This window comes from Pseudomonas sp. NCIMB 10586 (assembly GCF_023127895.1).
In the GTDB taxonomy this organism is placed as follows: Bacteria; Pseudomonadota; Gammaproteobacteria; order Pseudomonadales; family Pseudomonadaceae; genus Aquipseudomonas; species Aquipseudomonas synxantha_A.
Window position 1 is genome coordinate 27,336 of record NZ_SPKQ01000003.1, and the last position, 20,839, is coordinate 48,174.

Here is a 20,839-nt window from a genome sequence, read left to right on the forward strand (position 1 = left end):
TAGCACTGAGGTGGGCTTTATTCATGATCGAGTCTGGCCGGAGAATGGGCAACCCTTATTACCGGAGTGAGCACATGCCCGTATCGATCGTCGCAGCCCTGCAAATCGGCTCCTTGCCTGGCGGCAAAGCGCAAACCCTGGCGCAGATCCTGGCCTATGAAGATGAAATACAGCGCAGTGGCGCGCAGTTGGTGGTGATGCCTGAGGCGTTGCTGGGGGGGTATCCCAAGGGCGAAAGCTTCGGCACGCAATTGGGCTATCGCCTGCCCGAAGGCCGTGAAGCCTTTGCGCGGTACTTTGCCAATGCCATCGACGTGCCGGGCGTGGAGACCAAGGCGCTGGCCGGGTTATCGGCGCGTACCGGTGCGAGCCTGGTGCTCGGCGTGATCGAGCGCAGTGGCAGCACGCTGTATTGCACCGTGCTGTATTTCGAACCGTCGAGCGGTTTGGTCGCCAAGCACCGCAAACTCATGCCGACCGGCACTGAGCGGCTGATCTGGGGCAAGGGCGACGGCTCAACCTTGCCGGTGATTGACGCGGCTGTCGGGCGTATCGGCGGGGCGGTGTGCTGGGAGAACATGATGCCGCTGTTGCGCACGACGATGTATGCCAAGGGCGTGCAGGTGTGGTGTGCGCCCACAGTGGACGAGCGCGAGATGTGGCAGGTGAGCATGCGCCATATTGCCCATGAAGGCCGTTGCTTTGTGGTCAGCGCCTGCCAGGTGCAGGCATCACCGCAGGCCTTGGGTGTGGAGGTTGCCAACTGGCCGGCGGAGCGCCCGTTGATTGCCGGTGGCAGCGTGATCGTCGGTCCCATGGGCGATATTTTGGCGGGGCCGTTGCTGGGGGAGGCGGGTTTGTTGACGGCGCAGATCGATACAGATGATCTGGTGCGGGCACGCTACGACTACGACGTAGTGGGGCATTACGCTCGGCCGGATATTTTTGAATTGGTGGTGGACGAGCGCGCCAAGTCAGGCGTGCGCTACATCACTGATTGAACCGGGTCAACCCAAGGCTTTTGTAGGCGCGAGCTTGCATTTCGCAGATTTGGATCAGATCACTCGCGCATCACCAGGTGGCGGTATTGGGCAAATCCAGAGTGCCACGCTCTACAAAGCGCATGGTGCCGAACAATCCGCCCGCCAGTTTGCCGCGCAGCACATAGGGCAGGTTATTCAGGCTTTGGGTCTGGCTCAGGCCCAGGGTTTGGCGCAACACCGAGAACGCCGAAACACTCACAGGGACCATCAGCACCGTCTCGGAAAAACGTGGGATGCTGCCGGCCTGGTCACTTACCCCGGACGCCAACGGCCGGCCATTGACTTCCAGATCCAGCGCCACGCCGTTGTAGTCGATTGCCGTTTCATTGGGGTTCTGCACCCGCAGCTTCACGGCAAAGCGCACTTCCAGATCCTGGCTTTGCAGGGGCTCGATGCCCACCACGTTGATATTCACCGGGTCGCGATTGGGGAACAGCGCGCAGGCGCTCAAGCTCAGCAACAACAACGAAAGAACCATGAGCTTGCGCATATAAAAGTGCTCCTACTGTTTCGTGACGTCCGGGTCCTGCATGACCTTGAGGGTAGAGGACTCCGGATCGAATTCATCTTCTTCCAGCTCTATGAACTCTTCGGGCAGGAAAATGTTCAGCAGGATTGCACAGAACGCGCCCACAGTGATCGGCGATTCGAAGATGTTGTGCAGCGCCTTGGGCAAATCGCGCAGCACTTCCGGCACTGCGGCGACGCCCAGGCCCATCCCCAGGGAAATCGCCACGATCAGCACATTGCGCCGGTGCAGGCCGGCTTCGGCGAGGATCTTGATCCCGGCCACGGCCACGGTGCCGAACATGATCAGGGTCGCGCCGCCAAGTACTGGTTTGGGCATCAGTTGCAGCACCGCGCCGATCATCGGGAACAACCCCAGCAGCACCAGCAGCCCGGCGATAAAGTACGCCACGTAGCGGCTGGCCACGCCGGTCAGCTGGATCACCCCGTTGTTCTGGGCGAAGGTCACCATCGGCAGGCTGTTGAAGGTGGCGGCCATCGCCGAGTTGAGGCCGTCGGCCAGCAGGCCGGACTTGATGCGCTTGATATAGAGCGGGCCCTTGACCGGTTGTTGGGAAATCATCGAGTTGGCAGTCAGGTCACCAGCGGCTTCCAGAGGCGAAATCAGGAAGATCACCGCCACCGGGATAAACGCCACCCAGTCGAACGAGAAACCGTACTTGAACGGTACCGGCACGCTGATCAACGGCACCTGGGGCAGGGCGGCCATATCCACACGGCCCAGCAACCACGCCACCACGAAGCCCAACGTCAGGCCGATCACGATCGAACCCAGGCGCAGGAACGGGTTGTTGAAACGGTTGAGCACCACGATGGTCAGCAGCACCAGCGCCGCCAGGCCCATATTGCTGGCGGCGCCCAGGTCGCCAGCGCCATAGCCGCCGGCCATGTCGGTGACCGCCACCTTGATCAGTGACAGGCCCATCAAGGTAATGATGGTGCCAGTCACAACCGGGGTGATCAGCTTGCGCAGTTTGCCGATGAACTGGCTCAGCACTACCTCGATAAACGCGGCGAAAAAGCAGATGCCAAAGATCGTTGAGAGGATCTCATCGGTGCCGCCGCCCCGGGCCTTGACCATAAAGCCCGCACTGAGAATCACGCTGATAAACGAAAAGCTGGTGCCTTGCAGGCACAACAGGCCCGAACCCACTGGCCCGAAGGTGCGTGCCTGCACAAAGGTGCCGAGCCCCGAGACGAATAGCGCCATGCTCACCAGGTACGGCACTTCGCTTTCCAGGCCAAGTACGCCGCCGACGATCAGGGTCGGGGTAATGATGCCGACAAAGCTCGCCAGCACATGCTGCAAGGCGGCAAAAATCGCAGCGGTGAAGTGCGGGCGGTCTTCCAGGCCGTAGATCAGGTCGGATTTATAGCGCGGGCGGGGGGCTTGAGCGTCAGACAAAATGAAGGCTCGGGTCGGAAAATGGAGGCGCAGGATGCCAGAAAGTGTCGGTCGTCAGAAGTGTAAAAGAATATTCATGAAGTCGCTGTATAGGCCGACCACATCAAAATGTGGGAGGGGGCTTGCTCCCGATAGCAGTCTGTCAGTCAACTCATCTGTGGCTGATGTACTGCCATTGGGGGCAAGCCCCCTCCCACATCGGACAGTGTTGTTCCAGGGGTTATTGCTTCCAGGCCCCAGGGTTCACCAGGTTTTGCGGTCGCTCGCCCGACAACGCCTGCAGCAGATTATCCACCGCACACTTGGCCATCGCCTCGCGCGTTTCATGGGTGGCTGAGCCGATATGCGGCGTCGCCACCACGTTGTTCAAGCGCAGCAGCGGTGATGCGTGATCCAGCGGTTCTTTCTCGAATACATCCAACCCCGCCGCGCGGATAGTGCGCTGCTGCAGAGCCTCGACCAGTGCCGCTTCGTCCACTACTTTGCCCCGTGAGATATTGATGAAGATCGTCTCCGCCCCCATCAACGCGAACTCTTGCGCGCCAATCAACTTCTCGGTTTCAGCCGTCAGCGGCAACGTCAGGCAAACAAAATCCGCTTCTTTGAGCAAGTCCTGCAAGCTTCGATACTGCGCGCCAAAACGCGTCTCCACTGCTGGCTTGGGCGAATGGCTGTGGTAGATCACCGGCATGCCAAAACCAAAATGCCCACGCTGGGCCAGCGCTTCACCAATGCGGCCCATGCCGATAATACCCAGGGTCTTGCCATGCACATCGCTACCGAAATGCGCCGGGCCGATGTTCTTGTTCCACTGGCCGGCACGCACCATGTCAGCCAGCTCGACCACACGCCGGGCGGTGGCCAGGACCAGCGCAAAGCCGGTGTCGGCGGTGGTTTCGGTGAGTACGTCCGGGGTGTTACTGAGCAGGATGCCACGTTGGGTCAGGTAGTCGATGTCGTAGTTGTCGACGCCCACCGAAACGCTGGCAATGGCTTGCAGTTCGGGAGCCAGGTCGAGCAGCCTGGCATCCAGGCGCAAGCTCGCGCCCAGCAGGCCATGGGCAGTGGGCAGGGCATCGCGCAGCTTGGCCAGGCCGGTTTCATCCAGTGCGTCAATCAGCGTGACGTCGACCTGCTCATGCAGGCGAGCCATGAGCGGGGCGGAGAGTTTTTTGTACAGCACGACAGACTTTTTCATGAGGTTTTTACCTTCAATTCCAGGGTTGGCGCCGGCGAGCGGTCACTGGCGCCGGGCTTGAGGAAAATCGTCAGCACCACGGAAAGCAGCAGCGCGCCGCTCATCAGCAGGTACGAAGCGCCGGGCGAGCCGGTGCTGCTGTTGAGGTAACCCACCAGGTACGAGCCACCGAACGAGCCCAGGGCGCCCATGCTGTTAATCAGTGCCATGGCGCCACCGGCGACGTTGGCCGGCAGGATTTCCGGGACAATGGCGAAAAACGGACCATAGGGTGCATACATGCACGCCCCGGCGATCACCAGCAGGGTGTAGGACCACCAGAAGTGTTCGGCGCCCAACACGTAGGACGCGTAGAAGGCAATCGACGCAATCAGCAGGGGCGGCCAGACAAAACGCTTACGTTTTTGCAGCTTGTCTGAACCCCAGGACACCACGAGCATGCCAATCACCGCTGCCAGGTAGGGCAGGGCCGAGAGCCAGCCGGCTTCGACCATGTCCATCTGCAAGCCGGCCTTGAGGATCGATGGCAACCACAGCACGAAGCCGTACACGCCAATGCTCCAGCAAAAAAACTGCAGGGCGAGAATGATCACCTTGGGCGAACGGAACGCCTCGGCGTAGTTCTTCACGGCCTTGATTCCCACCTGCTCGGCGGCGAGGGCGGTTTCCAGGCTGTGCTTTTCGGCGTCGCTCAGCCACTTGGCATCCTTGGGGCGCTCATCGGCCAGCTTCCACCAGATAAACGCCCACAACACCGCCGGCAGGCCCTCGATGATGAACATCCAGCGCCAGCTGAAATGCTGCACCAGGTAGCCCGACACCACCGACATCCACAGCATGGTCACCGGGTTGCCGAGGATCAGGAAGGTATTGGCCCGCGAGCGTTCGGCACGGGTGAACCAATGGCACAGGTACACCAGCATGGCCGGCATCACGGCAGCCTCGACCACCCCGAGCATGAAGCGGATGGCGATCAGCATATAGGCGTTGGACACCACGCCGGTCAGCGTCGCCAGGCCGCCCCAGAGGATCAGGCTGACGAAGATCAGTTTCTTGACGCTGCGCTTTTGCGCGTAGATCGCCCCCGGCACCTGGAAGAAAAAGTAGCCAAGGAAAAACAGCGCACCGAGCAGCGAAGACATGCCCGGCGTGATCATCAGGTCTTCGGCCATGCCGGACGCGGCGGCGAAGCCGTAGTTGGCGCGGTCCAGGTAGGCCAGGCTGTAGGTGATAAACACGATAGGCATGATGTACCACCAGCGACGGGTGGCGAGTTTCACGGGTTCCATGGGGTTGCTCCTGAGCTTGTTGTAGTTGTGGCAACAGGTAATGGGTTACGCAACGGATCGAGTGGGCAGTTCGGCGCGGGTCGGCAAACCCTCCATATCGCCACGGCTCTGCACGGCGCGGCTGCCGATCCAGTTAGCGCGCTGCACCGCCTCGGGGAAGCTTGAGTTTTCCAGCAGGGCACTGATCATGCCCACGGCAAAGCCGTCGCCGGCGCCGACGGTGTCCACGACTTTTTCCACCTTGACGGCGGCGACAAAGCCCTGATCCATGTGGGTGCGGTAATAGGCGCCTTCGGGGCCGAGCTTGATCGCCACGGCTTCGGCGCCCTGGTCGAGGTAGAACGCAGCGATATCCGCAGGATCCTCGAAACCGGTGAGCAGGCGGCCTTCACCCAGGCCCGGCAACACCCAGTCCGCCAGAGTGGCCAGGGCATTGATTTCGCGGATCATCTGCGCCTGGCTGGCCCAGAGCGAGGGGCGCAGGTTCGGGTCGAACGACACGCTGCGCCCGGCGTTGCGCATCTGCGTCATCAGTTCGAAGGAGAGTTCACGGGTGGCATCGGACAATGCCGGTGGAATCCCGGTAGCGTGCAGATGGCGGGCTTGCAACAACGCAGGGCTGATATCGGCGATGGACAAATGGCTGGCCGCCGAGCCTTTGCGAAAGTACTCGACCTGGGGATCAGCGCCGGCCTCTTCGCGCGACTTGAGCTGAAACCCGGTGGGATGCAACGGGTCGACGGCCACATGGCGGCAATCAATGCCTTCCTTGCCCAGCGTGTCGACCACAAAGCGCCCGAGGGAGTCGTCACCTACTCGGCTCAGCCATGCCACGTTGAACCCCAGGCGCGACAAGCCGATGGCGACATTGCTGTCGGCGCCGGCAATGCGTTTGTGAAACTGCGCGACCTGGCCCAGATCGCCGGTCTGCTCGGCGACAAACATCGCCATGGTTTCACCAAACGACAGGATATCGATCTCAGACATGGGCGTTCTCCACGCGGGGTTGGCCAAGGCAGGCGAGGGTGGCGACCTGTTGCGCAGTGACCTCGACCAGGTCATCGCCCTGCAACGGAAATTCCACCGCCCGCGTAATACCTTGAGTCATGTGTTTGAGCAGTTGTTCCCACAGATGCAGGTCGGTGGCGCCCGGCGGCAAGGCCACGAGCTTGCCGTCGGCGCGACGGGCCACGGCCTTGCAGTGCAGGTAATCCACATGCCGGCCCAGCAACCGCGCAGCAGTGAGCGCGGACTGGTCTTGCCACTGCCAGTTACCGATATCGAAGGTCATTTTCACCGGAAGGCCCAGGCGTTCGACTTCGGTGAAAAACCTTTGCATCGGTTCAATGCGTCCACCGTGCAGGGTCTGGTCGTTTTCCACCAGCAGCTTGACCGGGTGGCGATTGAGCAGGGCGTGCAGGCTTTCCAGATCGTTGGTATCGGTGAAGTAACCGAGCGAGACCTTCAGCCATCCCGAGCCAAAGGCCTGGGCACGGTCCAGGGTGGCGGCCAGCTCGGCATTGGGCTGGGCACGGCCGGCGACCCACAGCTCCAAGGGCGAAGAAAATACTGATTCCAGGCCTTGTTCTGCAGCGGCCAGGGCCAGCTCGGCCGGTTGCTCGGTGGTGAGCAGTTCTTCACGCCATTCAATGCGCTGGGCACCGGTGGCGCTGAGCAGCGCGACAAAACTCAATTGACCCTGCTGGCGAACCAGGTCGGCGCCGTAGCTGGAAAGGCTGATGGAGACGGGGTATTTATGCATTGTTGTTTACCTCTGAAACCGGTTTCATTTTCATGCGCAGAACAAAAAATGTGGGAGCGGGCTTTCCCGCGAAAGCGGTGTGTCAGTCAGCTTGGAAGTGGCTGACCTATCGCTTTCGCGGGCAAGCCCGCTCCCACAGGGGATTGGGTAGAGCCGCGGATAATCAGCTCCGGTAAAAAATCCAGGGTGCGCGTGGGGGCGGTATCGCCGCGCAGGCGCTTGAGCAAACAGTCAAAAGCGCTGGCGCCAATCGCTTGCGTCGGTTGGGCGAGGGCGGTAATCCCATTACCCACCAGCGGGTACCAGTCCAGGTCATCCAGGGCGATCAAGCCCACCTCGCCGAACAGGTCGCAGCCCAGGGCCTTGAGTACACGGGTGCAGGCCAGTGCTGCCACGCCGTTGGCGCAGAACAGTGCCTTGGGGCCGGATTTGGCGAGAAAGGCTTGCAGACGCTTTTCCAGTTCGCCATCCAGTTCAACCACGGCACCTGTCAAAGCCGGGCGTTTGGCAATCTCGGTGTTGAAACTCTCCAAACGCTCCAAACGTGAACTGGTGCCATCGGTGGCCTCGCTCACCAGCAGCACGTCGCGATAACCCTGTTGCTCAAGATGCTCTACCGCAATACGCACCGCCGCCGGGTTGTCCAGGCCCACCAAGTCACTGTGCAACGGCTCGACCTTGCGGTCCACTAACACCAGGGGCATTTCCCGTTGCAGTTCCAGCAATTGGTCGAGGTGATGGCCCAGGGTGTTCACGATCAGCCCTTCGATGTTGTACGAGCGCAGCGCCGCCAAGTGCTGGCGCTCCTGCTCGTCATCGCGGTCGGTGTTGCACACCACCAGGCTGTAGCCGTGCTGGCGGCAGGCGGTTTCGACGCCGTGCATCACCGCGATGGAGTAGGGGTTGCGGATATCAGCCACCAGCATGCCGATCAGGCGCGTGCGCCCACGCTTGAGGCCACGGGCCATCTGGTTGGGGCGGTAGCCGAGTTCTGCGATGGCGTGTTCGATACGCAGGGCGATGGCATCGGAGAGCAGGGCGCGGTCATCGCCGATAAAGCGCGACACGCTGGCCTTGGACACGCGTGCTCGCTCGGCGACGTCGAGCATGGTCACGCGGCTGCGCTGGGCGGCGGAAAATGGAGTCACGGCAAAGCCTTTCTTATTGGAATGAGTAACGGGATGAAACCGGTTTCAGAAAACACTAGCCCATCGTCTTCGTCAAGAGAATCTTGGTCGTGTGAAGCCACTGGTCAGCGGGGAGATCCGACGAGCGGTGGTCCTACCTGTGAGTTTTGACAGTATCGGCTGGGCCAGAGGAGGTGTTCAATGGCGCCAACAGAACCTCTGGTATTGGCATGCTGAGAGCAGGGGGCGGTTTAGAAAATGCTTGAATGACGGGAGGTTTAAATGACTACTTCCACTACTGGCCAGAGTGCCAATGGGCCTACGGGCTCAGGAGGCATCCTTGTGCTTGAGGCGCCAACAGTCTTCGACGTATTGCCAGATGGATTATTACCCGCTCGATTCAATTTCACTGATCTACGCATCTTGCTTGAGATACCTTGGGCGGTTTTGCCCGGCCCCGGAAGGTTTCAGTACGTGATTTTCGAATGGCATGTCCGAGGTGCCAGGTCCGTTGATACCCCGCCCGTTGAGCTGCGTGGCCCACTGACGGATGCCGACTTCCCTCTGCCCATGACGATTCCTCAGGCGTTCCTGCTGAGCAGTGCCATCGTTGACCTGCGCTACCGGATTCATAACACCCGGCCAGATAGCCCGAGTGTCGATACCTCGTCGCCCGTGACGATCAGAATCGACCGCGACGCTCCAGGCGTCGGCTCGTTACTGGCGCCTGCCATTTTCCCGATCGATCCGATCACCCAACCCTATCTGGATGCAAATCCCATGGTGCGCATGGAGATCCCCGAGGGCTATCTCGGACGTGAAGTCGGGGACAAGGTGCTGATGTACTTTTCGGATATGAATATGCTGCCAACCGGCCTACCCACTTGGGTTTCGCCACCGCTGACCAGTGATAGCGGCCGCATTTTTGTGGACGTGCCCAATGACGTGTTCCGCGCCTACCCTGGCGCGCTATGGCTTTTCTGTTTTTATCGTTTGGAGGATCGCGCCGGTAATGTGAACCCGACCTTTTCATTGTTGGCGCGGGTCGGGTTGGCAACCGATCTTCCACCCATCCAGTTCACTCGGCCTGAATTTCCTCAGGCTTTGCTTCACCCAAACCGGTATTTGACCTGCAGCACCCAACCGCCAATCTGGTACGGAGTCGAGGTGGCAATCCCGGCAGACCCGAACATCCAGCACGGGGATTTGATCACGCTGAGGTTCCAGGGGTATGGCCAATATCCGGACGACGACCCAGATCCGAATGTTGTGGAAACCCTTGAGCATTACTGGGATGCAGTGGCGGATGCATCCGGCTACAACTTCTGGATTCGTGACGTCGAGCGCGTAATCCGGCCATTGAAAATAAATGCCGGTGGAGAGGCTCTTTACCTTGTGTCCAGGAATCGAACGCCCATTGGCCGTTCAGCTTCCAGGTTTGTGCAGTTCGATCGTTTGGTGCCTACATCGCCACCACCGCCCAACCCGGTTTACTGCTGGGAAGGCGGCAATGGTCCCGAGCCCTGAGCCAGGGTGCGGGTTTAGTAGAACATTTTGAACTGAATGTAGTTGGTCGAAGAATCATTCGGCTGAAGAGAGTGTGTCCCGGTTTCAGTCTCCTGGCCGTAACTCAAGTGACTGAACGAGCGTTTGCGGCCCGCCAGTGCGCGCGGTGCCTATTCTAAAGCAGCAAGGAGAGACTGAAATGAGTAGAAAACGTGGTTCGACTACGACGCCAGCGCCTTTGGTTCTCAATGCACCCACGATTGACGAGGCGTTGGATGATGCGACTGGCCTTATCCCGGCGGTCGTCGCCCGTGTTGGCATTAACGTTCAGTTACGGACCGGGACAGCATCAAGGGGCACGGACTGGATGGGCGTTGAAATCCGGGATATCACTGTGAGCCCGCCTACCTGGACCACCTTGGTGGCGCCTTATCAAATCAACCAGACGCCCGTTCCTCCGATAATCAGCAGGTTTATTCCCGCGCGGGTACCTGAATTTCCACATGGCTACTACGAGCTCAGGAATACTCAATACCGTAATCAGGCCGGCATACCAGGCCCCTCCCTTGACTCCTCCAACCCGGGTGCTTTTCGGGTTGATACCATTGCACCCTATGCCGTAGCGACTTCACGCGAGCAGCCGCTTGTTCCAGTCTTCGCAAATGTGCCGCCGGGCACGGTCATTAACGATGCCTTCCTGATCGATCAAGGCGGCGTGGAGATTCAGATCCCCCCGAATGACTTTGGTCCACAGACTGGGCGATTCGAAGCGGGGGATATGATTAACGTGTACTTCAGCCCGGTGATGGACCCGCGCCCCGAGTATCTGGTGAGTGGCTCAGGTGTGCCTATGTTGCCATCCCCTGATGTAAGCACTTTTTTCCTGGCCAGGAACCTGATTATCCTGAGCGGGCTATATTATATTTTCTACACCATCACTGACCGGGCAGGTAACGTCAGCCGTCCCTCGTTCAATGATTTTCGAACAGTCTCGTTGTTGGACGATCCGCAGCCTTTGGAGCCGTTCCTGCCCTTGGCGCCGGCACCACGTGCCGGCAGCACGGATGATCTTCTCGATATTCAGGATTATCGTCAGGGGATTGAAGCCCACGTTGAAGATTATCCTGACCACGCCACTGGCCTGGACAAGTTCGAGATGCAATGGGAAGCACAGCCCTTTGGGCCGCAAACCGCTGAGCTGGTTGAATTTCCGGTGGTCTTCAGCAACATGAATGATGCGATTAAAGACGCATATACCGCAACGCTGGGGCCGCAGACGGTGACCCTGCGCTACCGTATCGAACGAAATGGCGTGTTTTTCCCTTCTCCTGATAAAACGGTGCGGCTTGACCTGTCGGTGGAGGGGCCTGTTCTTCCCGGCACTCTTGAACCCGGCGATGTAAACCCAGCGCTGAACCTGGCGCAGGTGTTCGGCGGGGGGCCCACTCCGGAGCTGAACACCCTGCGCATTGGCGATGCGAATCAACCCGTCACCATTGTGATCCCGCTCTGGACCATTGCAGCGCTGCCCCATGCGAATAACGAGTTTGTCCTGTTGTGGGGGGCTACGAAAGAGCGAGTAGGGCCTTTCCCCCTCAGCACGACAGTGCCCGGAGATGACGCGACGTTCACCATTCCTTGGGAGGTCGTTGCCCGCCACGGCAATGAGCTGCAGCCCGTCAGCTATGTGGTCATTGGCCCCGGCACCACGAATGAAAACCCGTCGGGCGTTACCATGGTCGACGTGATCGATGCAGTGAGGGTCGTACTGCCGCCTGCTGAGTTCTTACACCTTGACGCCAACGACGAGTGGAGTTGCCAATCGCTGCGAACCCGCGCGCCCGGAGCACCACCGACGCTTTACGCCGAGCTCTTCATTCCAGGCGATCCGAGGTTGGAGGTAGGTAATAGCGTGACGGTAACCGTTACGATCTTCAGTGAAGCCTTTGGCTTTCCACCGGGTCCATTCACGCAGACCTTTACCCACCCATCGTTGAGCCAAGGGGATAAGGACAATGGATTTGTCGTTGAAATCCCTTATCGTCCATTCCTGACCCAGTCCGTGCTTGGCCCTTGCGAGGTGACCTACTCAACGATCGTCAACACTGGGGCTACCGGTAACAGTGAATTGGCTGAGGTGTACACGGTATTTTCCAACCCTGAGACATACTGTGATGGGGTAACTATCGTAAGACCTTGAACTCAATGAAAAACGTTAAATACAAAAGGGAAGCACGGCTTCCCTTTTGTGTGTCTGACAGTTATGTATTGCTCCTTGTCGGAAAGACCTTCAGCTTCTTTGTTAAGTATGTTTTTCCAACACTCTAAAATATCAATCGCTACATCCATCTAAGATAAATCCTACAGCCATGGGTATGTTCGCTGCGTAACCTCTGCGCCGCACCGGTAAGGCTTCATTCCCAGGGAACGAGCCAAACCGTTTCGAAGGCTCCCCCCAGAGGATGAACTCACATGCGACTGTTAACTGAATTCGAGCTCAAGCCTTTGAGCAAGATGATGAAAGTTCCAACTATTACTTTTTTGATGTTTGCGGCTGTGCATTCCACCGCCCAGGCAGGCCACCTGATTGGTGAGTCAAAAACCATTGAAAGCAACGAACTCAATAATGACTGGCAGTTGGATTTCAGATCTGAACTGACCGTCAATGGTGCTCGTGCCCAACATATCCTGGTCAACGATTCGGCACTGATTGTCAATGCGAGCAGCCGCATCAATGACATCCGAGCCACCCAAGGCTCTTTAGTGAGCCTCGACGGCGCCACCGTTGATTCAAGCCACGCAGTGTTTGGTGCGGTGCGTCTGGATGACAGCGATGCGCTTATTAACGGCAGCAACATCACCAGCCATACCACCATGGGTCTGCAAGCGTTCCAGAGTCACGACTCTGACAAGGGCGGGGTAGCCGAAGTATTCAATAGCACCATCCGTGGTCACATCGGTGGCGCAGTGGCGACTGGCAACAGCGAGCTGCACTTTAACGACCACACGTTGGTCGAAGGTACCGGCGTCGATAGTTTTGGCGTGTCGCTCGATGGTGCAACGGCAACTGCCAGCCAAAAAAGCAGGATTATCGGTGGCAAGAACGGCGTGGTGTTCACCAATGACCTCAACAGCGCGAATACGGGCAAGTTGGTATTGGATAACTCCAGCGTCGAAGGCCGCAGCGGTGCCGCCATTGCCGTCAATGGTTTTCCCGGCGAGGCCATGGCCGTTGAGATCGATATACGCAACGGCTCGACCTTGATCGGCGGTAACGGCTCATTGCTGGAGGTCAACGGCGGCGCCGTAGCGAGCATGAATGTCGATAACAGCGACCTACGTGGCAACGTTATCGTCGAGGACGGCAGCACGGCGCATTTGAGCTTGCAAAACCGTGCCGGGCTGACGGGCCAACTGCAGAATGTCACCAGTCTAGCTGTCGGTGATCAGTCTTATTGGGCGTTGACAGGCGACAGCCAAGTGGGCGCCTTGAGCCTCGCCGGCGGTACGGTGAAGTTCGGTGATACCGATGCGTTCTACCAGTTGGACGTAGACAGCCTTGAGGGTAATGGCACCTTCGTCATGGGGACCGATTTCGCCCGTGGCATTACGGACTTCTTGAACGTCGAGGGCGAGGCCAAAGGCGACCACAAGCTGTTGCTCGCAGCCAGCGGTGCGGAACCGACCAACCCGCAAGATATCCGCGTCGTTCACACCGGCGGCGGTGATGCACAGTTTTCCCTGGTGGGCGATGTAGTTGATGTCGGCGCTTATTCCTATGGCCTGAAAAAGGAAGGTACCGACTGGTTCCTCGACCCGAACAACCGTGTGATCAGCCCCGGTACCCGCTCGGTATTGGCGCTGTTCAACACCGCACCGACCGTGTGGTACGGCGAGGCGACATCCCTGCGTTCGCGTATGGGCGAGCTGCGTTTCGAGCCTGGACAGGCGGGCGTGTGGATACGCGGTTATGGCAACAAGTACGAAGTGTCCGACAGCACCGGGATTGGCTACAGCCAGAATCAGCGGGGCTTTACCCTCGGTGCAGACACACCCTTGGCCGACAGCCAGTGGCTGGTGGGCGTAATGGCCGGTCACAGCACCTCTGACCTGAACCTCAAGCGCGGTACCTCGGGGAACGTGAAGAGTTACTACCTGGGTGCGTATGCGACCTGGCTGGACGAGGAGAGCGGCCTGTATTTCGATGCGGTGGCCAAGGTTAACCGCTTCCAGAATGAGTCCAAGGTGGGCCTGAGTGACGGCACCTCATCCAAGGGCAAGTACAACAATACCGGTGGCGGCCTGTCGGCTGAGTTCGGTCGTAACATCAAGCTGGACGACGGGTTCTTTATCGAACCTTACGCGCAAATGTCTACGGTGGTGATCCAGGGTGCCAATTACAGCCTGGATAATGGCTTGGAAGCCAAGGGTGAGCGTACGCGGTCGATCATGGCCAAGGCCGGCGCGACCGTCGGGCGGGATATACAACTCGACTCCGGCAGTGTCGTGCAGCCTTATCTGCGCGCAGCGATGGTGCATGAGTTTGCCAACAACAATAAGGTCTCGGTGAACAACAATGTGTTCAACAACGACCTCTCTGGTTCTCGCGCCGAATTCGGGGCGGGTATGGCGGTGAAGCTCTCGCAGAACCTGCAGCTGCATGCCGACCTTGAGCACAGCAGCGGCGGCCGGGTTGAACAGCCTTGGGGCGCTAACGTAGGGGTGCGTTACACCTGGTAAAGACGTAACACACAACAACGCCCGTATCGAAAGATGCGGGCGCTTTTTTTTGCGAATAACATCAACTGGTCAGGTCGAAGTCGACGTCCAGGACGTGCGCATGCCCGTTAACATCATGATCGGTTGTAGCATGCAGCGTACCTCTGATTTTAATGACGCCGGCCGCGAGTCCCCGAATGATCAAAGTACCCTCAATGGCGCTCACTGTATAATGATCCTGGGGTAACTTTACTGAATACCAGACCTTAACATTCGTGAACTCTTGTTTTGCGAGGTCGATCTCCTGGCCTACCCGAACGTTATCGGGTATCTGAATGAATATTTCTTTTATGGTCACTGAGTTATCGGCGTGTCGGCCATTGATTCTATAGACAGCTTGTTCGAAGTCGTGCACCACGGTGGTGGTTTGAAATTCGATGGGGGATAAATCGACCTTCGCCTCGAAGAGGCCAGTCGCAGTAATTCGTTTGGGACGTAATGCCTTTTGTTGCGCCAAGGTTAACGGTTGCGCTAGTACGGTCATGATCGCTTCTCCATCGCTGATGATTGTGCGAGTAACAGAGGTCGGTGGGGCTCTGCCTTGTTCATGTAACAGCAGTGCATCGACGCCGTAAACTGTCAAAACTAACAGTATACAAATCTTGCTGCGTGTGGCTCTCTGGCGCCCGGCTTGCTTGGGCGTACGATGTATTAGATGCTTATTGACGGGCGTGTCTACTGTTAAGAATGACAGTCTGGAAATTTAACTCTGTTTAGATCCCCTACCGAAGAATCTCACATGATCGTACTTATCCAGGTTGAACTCATGAGCAACAACGCCATGCATTGATTGAAACGTCGCTGCGCATGGGGGGACGCCAGCCATCGATTAGAGCCTGCCCCCAAGACTGCCCAGGCGCTGAGGCAAGGCAGCGATATCAAAAAAAATATCAGCGACAAAGACATTACCCGTTTTTGCTGCTCTGCACCGTTGCCGGCAAATACGCTGACCACAGCGAGTGCCATCATCCAGGTCTTGGGGTTTATCAGCTGCAAGCACGCTGAGCCGAACAGGCCGAGTCGCCTGTGCGCAGATTGCTCCCCTATGACATGCGGCGGTGCGCTGAAGATCTGCCAGGCCAGGTAACTTAGCCAGGCCATGCCGACCCACTGCATCGCCGTTTGCACTCTGGGCATCTGCGCCAGCGACTGGCCCACACCGGAACCCACCAGCAGCACAATCCCCGACGCCCCCACACCAGCCCCCAGAATAATGGGCAATGCAGCCTTGAAGCCGTAACGGGCGCTGTTGCTCAGCACCAGGATATTGGTCGGGCCGGGGGTGATGGAGGCGACAAAGGCGAACAGCATGAAAGGCACGAACGTGGACAGCATGACGGGGGACTCCGGCGAGCTCATTTAGAGCGCCCATCTTCACAAGCCCGGGCGTTACCGGTCTGGAAGATTTGTGCAGCGTTTGCGGTACGCGGCCGGTGTCAGCCCATAAGCCCGCATGAACCAGCGGCCCAAATGACTTTGATCGGCGAAACCCAGGGCCATCGCCACGTCTGCCGGTTGATCGCCCTTGGCCAATAGATACCGGGCACGGGCCAGGCGCAGTTGCACCAGATACGCGTGGGGCGGCAGGCCGAAGGCGCTCTTGAACGCGCGGCTCAGGCGAAAGCGGTCGACGCCGCAGGCCAGCCCGAGTTCATCCATGCCGACGTCCTGATGCAGATGGGCGTGCAGGTATTCCCGGGCCTTGTGCGCCACCTGCGGCAAACGTGGGTCATCGCGGTAGCGCATGCGCCAATAGAGCTGGCCGGTGAGGCGTTCCAGCAAGTAGTCCAGCGCGCTCTGCCGCACGATCCGCAGTTCGCCGTGGTGCAAACTCTCAAACGCCTGACTGGTGGCCAGGGCCAGGCGTGGATCGCTGGCCAAGGTGCGGGCGAAACTCAACTGATGATGGGCGGGTGCTTCCTCGAAGACACTGGCGATTTCCCGTTCCAGCCACTGCGGGTCAAGGTAGAGCATGCGGTAAGTGAAGCCGTCGACCGTCGGGGCATTGCCGTCGTGGAGTTCTCCAGGCTCCAGCAGGAATACCTGCCCCGGCACGCTGTCATGGCGCATGCGCCGGCAGTTGAATTGCTGCACGCCTTGTTCGGTGACGCCCACCAGGTAGCTGTCGTGCCAATGGGGGTCATACGCATGGCCTTCGAAATGCGCGCGCAGGGTCTCGATACCGGTGTCGGCGTCCTGGGACAAGTCGATCCAATTGTGCGCAGGCATACAACACCGAGGCGGAAAGTGAAGGGCTATTAGCGGCAACACCGGGGTGGGCGTCTAGAAGGTTTGTGCAGTCTAGCCAAACAACCCGGCGGCGATGTTGATCGAAAAGCCCAGAATAGCAGTGTTGAACAAAAAACCGATCAACGACTGCCCCAGCACCACCTTGCGCAGGCCACGGGTGGCGACGCCCACATCCGAGGTTTGTACCGCTACGCCGATGGTGAAGGAAAAGTACAGGAAGTCCCAATAGTTGGGCGTGAGCAAGCCTTCGGCAAAACGTAGGGCGGGCTCCTTGCCTGGCCAAGTGTAATAGAGCCTGGCGTAGTGCACGCTGAAAATCACCCCGATCAATAGCCACGAGCCGATCACCGTCAGCCCGGTAAAACCGTAGTGCAGCAGGCGCTCGGAAGCAGCCAGGTCCTTGCTGCCCACCAGTTCGAAGGTGATGGTCGCCAGGCTGGCGATGGCGGCAATGCACACCATGAACAGCACCAGGCCGGCGTTCTCGTCTTCGATTTCGGCGATGCGCTTGACGTCTTCGGCCTTGGCGCGAATGGTCAACCACAGCATCAGTATCAGGTAGGTCCAGACCCCGGCGTTCCAGCCGATCAGGGTTTTGCTGGCAAGGGTGTCAGCCGGTACCAGAATGCCCACGGCAAGGCCCAGTACGGCGGCGGACGAGAGGCGAGGGTGGGTGCGGGCGAGGAAGGGCATGGTTGGTCACAGCTGGCGATAGTTGAGCAGACTGTACCTGATCCTGTGGGAGGGGGCTTGCTCCCGATTGCGGTGTATCAGTGCCAAATAGGCTGGCTGACACATTGCAATCGGGAGCAAGCTCCCTCCCACATTTTTTATCGCGTGCGGCTGGATTATTGCGCTTTGTGGCGCTTGCGCACCAGCTTCATCACCACCACAAAGAACACCGGCACAAACACCACCGCCAAGGTCGCCGTGATCATCCCGCCAATCACACCGGTACCAATCGCCTGCTGGCTGGCCGAACTGGCCCCGGTGGCAATTGCCAGCGGCACCACGCCGAGGATAAACGCCAGCGAGGTCATGATGATCGGTCGCAGTCGCAACCGCGCAGCCTTCAAGGTGGCGTCGATCAAGTCCTCGCCCTGGTCATACAGGTCCTTGGCGAACTCGATGATCAGGATCGCGTTTTTCGCCGACAGACCGATGATGGTGATCAGGCCGACCTTGAAGAACACGTCGTTGGGCATCCCGCGCAAGGACACCGCCAGCACCGCTCCCAGTACGCCCAGCGGCACCACCAGCAACACCGAGGTCGGGATCGACCAGCTTTCATACAGCGCGGCCAGGCACAGGAACACGATCAGCAAGGACAGGCCCAACAGCAACGGTGCCTGGGAGCCGGACAAGCGCTCCTGCAAGGACAACCCGGTCCATTCCTGGCCCAGCCCGGCGGGCAACTGGCTGACCAGGCGCTGGATTTCTTCCATGGCCTCGCCGGTGCTGTGCCCCGGCGCCGCTTCACCGCTGATGGCGATGGCTGGGTAGCCGTTGTAGCGGGTCAACTGCGTCGGGCCCTGGGTCCACTTGGCTTCGACAAAGGCCGACAGCGGCACCATCTTGCCCGCGTTGTTGCGCACGTTGATCTTCATCAGGTCGGCCACCTGGCTGCGCTGGTCGCCTTCGGCCTGTACCACCACCCGCTGCATACGGCCCTGATTGGGGAAGTCATTGACATACGCAGAACCGATCGCCGAGGAGAGCACATTGCCGACGTCGGCAAACGACACGCCCAGGGCGTTGGCCTGCTTGCGGTCGACTTCCAGCTGCACTTGCGGTGCTTCGGCCAGGGCGCTTTCACGCACGTTGGCAAGAATCGGGCTTTTCGCCGCAGCGTCCAGGAGTTCGGTACGCGCGGCCATCAACCCGGCATGGCCGACGCCGCCACGGTCCTGCAAGCGGAACTCGAACCCGCTGGAGGTGCCGAGGCCGTCCACCGGCGGTGGCAGAATCGCGTAGGCAATCGCATCCTTGAGGTCGCCAAAGGCCATGTTGGCGCGGTCGGCAATCGACGCTGCCGAATCATCACTGCCGCGCTCCGACCAGTCCTTGAGCGTGGTAAATGCCAGCGCCGCGTTCTGTCCGGAGCCGGAGAAACTGAAGCCCATGATCATGGTGGTGTCACCCACCCCCGGCTCCTCGGCGTTATGCGCCTCGATCTGCTCGGCCACCTGCACCGTACGGTTCTTGCTGGCACCTGGCGGCAGCTGGATATCGGTGATGGTGTAGCCCTGATCTTCCACCGGCAGGAACGAGGAGGGCAGGCGGCTGAACAACAGCCCCATGCCGACCAGCAATACCAGGTAGATCAGCAGGTAGCGGCCGCTGCGCTTGAGGGCATAGGCCACCCAACCTTCATAGCGATTGGTGAGTTGGTCAAAGCGCTTGTTGAACCAGCCGAAGAAACCACCCTTGGCATGGTGCTCGCCCTTGGCAATCGGCTTGAGCAAGGTGGCGCACAGGGCCGGCGTCAAGGTCAGGGCCAGGAATGCCGAGAACAGGATCGAGGTGGCCATCGACAGCGAGAACTGCTGGTAGATCACGCCCACCGAGCCCGGCATGAATGCCATCGGCAAGAACACCGCCACCAGCACCAGGGTAATACCGATGATGGCGCCGGTGATCTGGCCCATGGCTTTCTTGGTCGCGTCCTTGGGCGAGAGGCCCTCGGTGGCCATGATGCGCTCGACGTTTTCCACCACCACAATGGCATCGTCCACCAGGATGCCGATGGCCAATACCATGCCGAACATGGTCAGCACGTTGATCGAGAAACCCAGCAGCAACATGGTGGCAAAGGTGCCCATCAGCGCAATCGGCACCACCAGCGTGGGAATCAGGGTGTAGCGCACGTTCTGCAGGAACAGGAACATCACCGCAAACACCAGCGCCATGGCCTCAAGCAAGGTGTAGACCACCTTGGTGATCGAGACCTTGACGAACGGCGAGGTGTCGTAGGGGATCTTGTATTCCACATTGGCCGGGAAGTAGCGCGACAGTTCGTCCATCTTCGCCCGCACCAGGGTCGCGGTGCTCAGCGCGTTGGCGCCCGGCGACAGCTGCACGCTGACGGCGGTGGAGGGCTTGCCGTTCAGACGGGTTGAGAACTGGTATTCCTGGCTGCCGACTTCCACCCGTGCCACGTCGCCGATGCGCACGGTGGAGCCGTCGGGGTTGGCCTTGAGCACGATGTCGGCGAACTCCGCCGGGGTCGACAATTGCCCCTTGACCAGGATCGCCGCGGTGATTTCCTGGGTGTTGGTGCCCGGCAAGTCACCAATGCTGCCTGCCGAGACCTGGGCGTTCTGCGCACTGATTGCAGCGTTGACGTCCGCCGGCGTGAGGTTGAAACCGATCAGCTTCTGGGGGTCGATCCAGATACGCATCGCCCGCTCGGCGCCATACAACTGGGCCTTGCCGACGCCGTCCAGGCGCTTGAGCTCGTTCATCACGTTGCGCGCCAGGTAGTCGCTGAGCGCAACGTCGTCGAGCTTGCCGTCGTTGGAGGTCAGGGTCACCAGCAGCAGGAAGCCGGCGGAGACCTTTTCCACCTGCAAGCCTTGCTGGGTCACGGCCTGGGGCAGGCGCGGCTCGACGACCTTGAGGCGGTTCTGCACATCCACCTGGGCCATTTCCGGGTCGGTGCCCGGCTGGAAGGTCGCGGTGATCGTCGCCGAGCCCAGGCTGCTCTGGGATTCGAAATACAGCAGGTGATCAGCGCCGTTGAGCTCCTGCTCAATCAGGCTGACCACGCTTTCGTCCAGGGTCTGGGCAGAGGCACCCGGGTACACCGCGTAGATTTCCACCTTCGGTGGCGCGACGTTGGGGTACTGGGCCACCGGCAACTGCGGGATGGCCAGGAAGCCGGCCAGCAGGATAAACAGGGCCACCACCCAGGCGAAAATCGGGCGGTCAATAAAGAACTGCGGCATGACGG

The 20,839-nt window shown here is 59.5% G+C and carries 16 protein-coding genes; 4 read left to right on the plus strand and 12 right to left on the minus strand.

The genetic code is table 11. The features are described from left to right. The first annotated feature begins 74 nt into the window (after positions 1-74). Positions 75-1,001, plus strand: a complete 927-nt coding sequence (locus E4P01_RS01170; protein WP_216091528.1) for a carbon-nitrogen hydrolase family protein — start codon at positions 75-77, stop codon at positions 999-1,001. A gap of 70 nt (positions 1,002-1,071) precedes the next feature. On the opposite strand, the gene E4P01_RS01175 is transcribed toward E4P01_RS01170, so the two are convergent. From E4P01_RS01175 to E4P01_RS01205, 7 genes are all read right to left on the minus strand, one after another. Next, entirely contained in the window at positions 1,072-1,533 is a 462-nt protein-coding gene (locus tag E4P01_RS01175) for an LEA type 2 family protein (RefSeq protein ID WP_005788636.1), read from the minus strand. Between the two features lie 12 nt (positions 1,534-1,545). Further along, positions 1,546-2,976: a nucleobase:cation symporter-2 family protein gene (locus tag E4P01_RS01180; RefSeq protein ID WP_078821492.1), complete on the minus strand. Its 1,431-nt coding sequence runs from the start codon at positions 2,974-2,976 to the stop codon at positions 1,546-1,548. Positions 2,977-3,196: 220 nt separating this feature from the next. Continuing rightward, the gene (locus E4P01_RS01185) at positions 3,197-4,174 is read right to left on the minus strand and encodes an NAD(P)-dependent oxidoreductase (RefSeq protein ID WP_216091527.1); all 978 of its coding nucleotides are present in this window, start codon (positions 4,172-4,174) and stop codon (positions 3,197-3,199) included. Next, positions 4,171-5,463: an MFS transporter gene (locus E4P01_RS01190; RefSeq protein WP_216091526.1), complete on the minus strand. Its 1,293-nt coding sequence runs from the start codon at positions 5,461-5,463 to the stop codon at positions 4,171-4,173. Before E4P01_RS01190 ends, E4P01_RS01185 begins: the two co-directional genes overlap by 4 nt. Before the next feature lie 45 nt (positions 5,464-5,508). Then, a complete protein-coding gene (locus E4P01_RS01195; RefSeq protein WP_078821488.1) occupies positions 5,509-6,450 on the minus strand; it encodes a sugar kinase in 942 nt (313 codons plus the stop codon). Beyond that, entirely contained in the window at positions 6,443-7,225 is a 783-nt protein-coding gene (locus tag E4P01_RS01200; RefSeq protein WP_078821487.1) for an AP endonuclease, read from the minus strand. The genes E4P01_RS01195 and E4P01_RS01200 overlap by 8 nt, the downstream gene beginning before the upstream one ends. A gap of 86 nt (positions 7,226-7,311) precedes the next feature. Continuing rightward, positions 7,312-8,373 (minus strand): LacI family DNA-binding transcriptional regulator, encoded by a 1,062-nt coding sequence (locus tag E4P01_RS01205; RefSeq protein WP_078821486.1) that lies wholly within the window; start codon positions 8,371-8,373, stop codon positions 7,312-7,314. Positions 8,374-8,634: 261 nt separating this feature from the next. Here E4P01_RS01205 and E4P01_RS01210 point away from each other — a divergent pair, with 261 nt between their 5' ends. The 3 genes from E4P01_RS01210 (at position 8,635) to E4P01_RS01220 (ending at position 14,598) form a co-directional block, all read left to right on the plus strand. After that, on the plus strand, positions 8,635-9,879 hold the full coding sequence (locus E4P01_RS01210) for a hypothetical protein (RefSeq protein WP_078821485.1): 1,245 nt from the start codon (positions 8,635-8,637) through the stop codon (positions 9,877-9,879). A gap of 178 nt (positions 9,880-10,057) precedes the next feature. Next, positions 10,058-12,058, plus strand: a complete 2,001-nt coding sequence (locus E4P01_RS01215; RefSeq protein WP_216091525.1) for a hypothetical protein — start codon at positions 10,058-10,060, stop codon at positions 12,056-12,058. 272 nt (positions 12,059-12,330) lie between these two features. Next, a complete protein-coding gene (locus tag E4P01_RS01220; RefSeq protein WP_216091524.1) occupies positions 12,331-14,598 on the plus strand; it encodes an autotransporter outer membrane beta-barrel domain-containing protein in 2,268 nt (755 codons plus the stop codon). Positions 14,599-14,659: 61 nt separating this feature from the next. Here E4P01_RS01220 and E4P01_RS01225 read toward each other — a convergent pair whose 3' ends face one another. From E4P01_RS01225 to E4P01_RS01245, 5 genes are all read right to left on the minus strand, one after another. After that, complete coding sequence (locus E4P01_RS01225; RefSeq protein ID WP_032875821.1) at positions 14,660-15,121, minus strand: hypothetical protein; 462 nt, start codon at positions 15,119-15,121, stop codon at positions 14,660-14,662. 251 nt (positions 15,122-15,372) lie between these two features. After that, the gene (locus tag E4P01_RS01230) at positions 15,373-15,972 is read right to left on the minus strand and encodes a LysE family translocator (protein ID WP_148853729.1); all 600 of its coding nucleotides are present in this window, start codon (positions 15,970-15,972) and stop codon (positions 15,373-15,375) included. A 54-nt stretch (positions 15,973-16,026) separates the two neighbouring features. Further along, positions 16,027-16,866, minus strand: a complete 840-nt coding sequence (locus E4P01_RS01235) for an AraC family transcriptional regulator (RefSeq protein WP_032875816.1) — start codon at positions 16,864-16,866, stop codon at positions 16,027-16,029. Between the two features lie 72 nt (positions 16,867-16,938). Then, positions 16,939-17,580 carry a DUF1345 domain-containing protein gene (locus E4P01_RS01240; RefSeq protein ID WP_216091523.1) on the minus strand — a complete coding sequence of 214 codons (642 nt, stop codon included), beginning with the start codon at positions 17,578-17,580 and terminating at the stop codon, positions 16,939-16,941. A gap of 155 nt (positions 17,581-17,735) precedes the next feature. Continuing rightward, positions 17,736-20,834 carry an efflux RND transporter permease subunit gene (locus E4P01_RS01245; RefSeq protein ID WP_216091522.1) on the minus strand — a complete coding sequence of 1,033 codons (3,099 nt, stop codon included), beginning with the start codon at positions 20,832-20,834 and terminating at the stop codon, positions 17,736-17,738. Between the last annotated feature and the right edge of the window lie 5 nt (positions 20,835-20,839).

Coding starts and splice junctions, on each gene's coding strand:
- E4P01_RS01170 (WP_216091528.1), top strand. CDS start 75: ATGCCCGTATCGATCGTCGCAGCCCTGCAAATCGGCTCCTTGCCTGGC.
- E4P01_RS01175 (WP_005788636.1), bottom strand. CDS start 1,533: ATGCGCAAGCTCATGGTTCTTTCGTTGTTGTTGCTGAGCTTGAGCGCC.
- E4P01_RS01185 (WP_216091527.1), bottom strand. CDS start 4,174: ATGAAAAAGTCTGTCGTGCTGTACAAAAAACTCTCCGCCCCGCTCATG.
- E4P01_RS01190 (WP_216091526.1), bottom strand. CDS start 5,463: ATGGAACCCGTGAAACTCGCCACCCGTCGCTGGTGGTACATCATGCCT.
- E4P01_RS01195 (WP_078821488.1), bottom strand. CDS start 6,450: ATGTCTGAGATCGATATCCTGTCGTTTGGTGAAACCATGGCGATGTTT.
- E4P01_RS01200 (WP_078821487.1), bottom strand. CDS start 7,225: ATGCATAAATACCCCGTCTCCATCAGCCTTTCCAGCTACGGCGCCGAC.
- E4P01_RS01210 (WP_078821485.1), top strand. CDS start 8,635: ATGACTACTTCCACTACTGGCCAGAGTGCCAATGGGCCTACGGGCTCA.
- E4P01_RS01215 (WP_216091525.1), top strand. CDS start 10,058: ATGAGTAGAAAACGTGGTTCGACTACGACGCCAGCGCCTTTGGTTCTC.
- E4P01_RS01220 (WP_216091524.1), top strand. CDS start 12,331: ATGCGACTGTTAACTGAATTCGAGCTCAAGCCTTTGAGCAAGATGATG.
- E4P01_RS01225 (WP_032875821.1), bottom strand. CDS start 15,121: ATGACCGTACTAGCGCAACCGTTAACCTTGGCGCAACAAAAGGCATTA.
- E4P01_RS01230 (WP_148853729.1), bottom strand. CDS start 15,972: ATGCTGTCCACGTTCGTGCCTTTCATGCTGTTCGCCTTTGTCGCCTCC.
- E4P01_RS01235 (WP_032875816.1), bottom strand. CDS start 16,866: ATGCCTGCGCACAATTGGATCGACTTGTCCCAGGACGCCGACACCGGT.
- E4P01_RS01240 (WP_216091523.1), bottom strand. CDS start 17,580: ATGCCCTTCCTCGCCCGCACCCACCCTCGCCTCTCGTCCGCCGCCGTA.
- E4P01_RS01245 (WP_216091522.1), bottom strand. CDS start 20,834: ATGCCGCAGTTCTTTATTGACCGCCCGATTTTCGCCTGGGTGGTGGCC.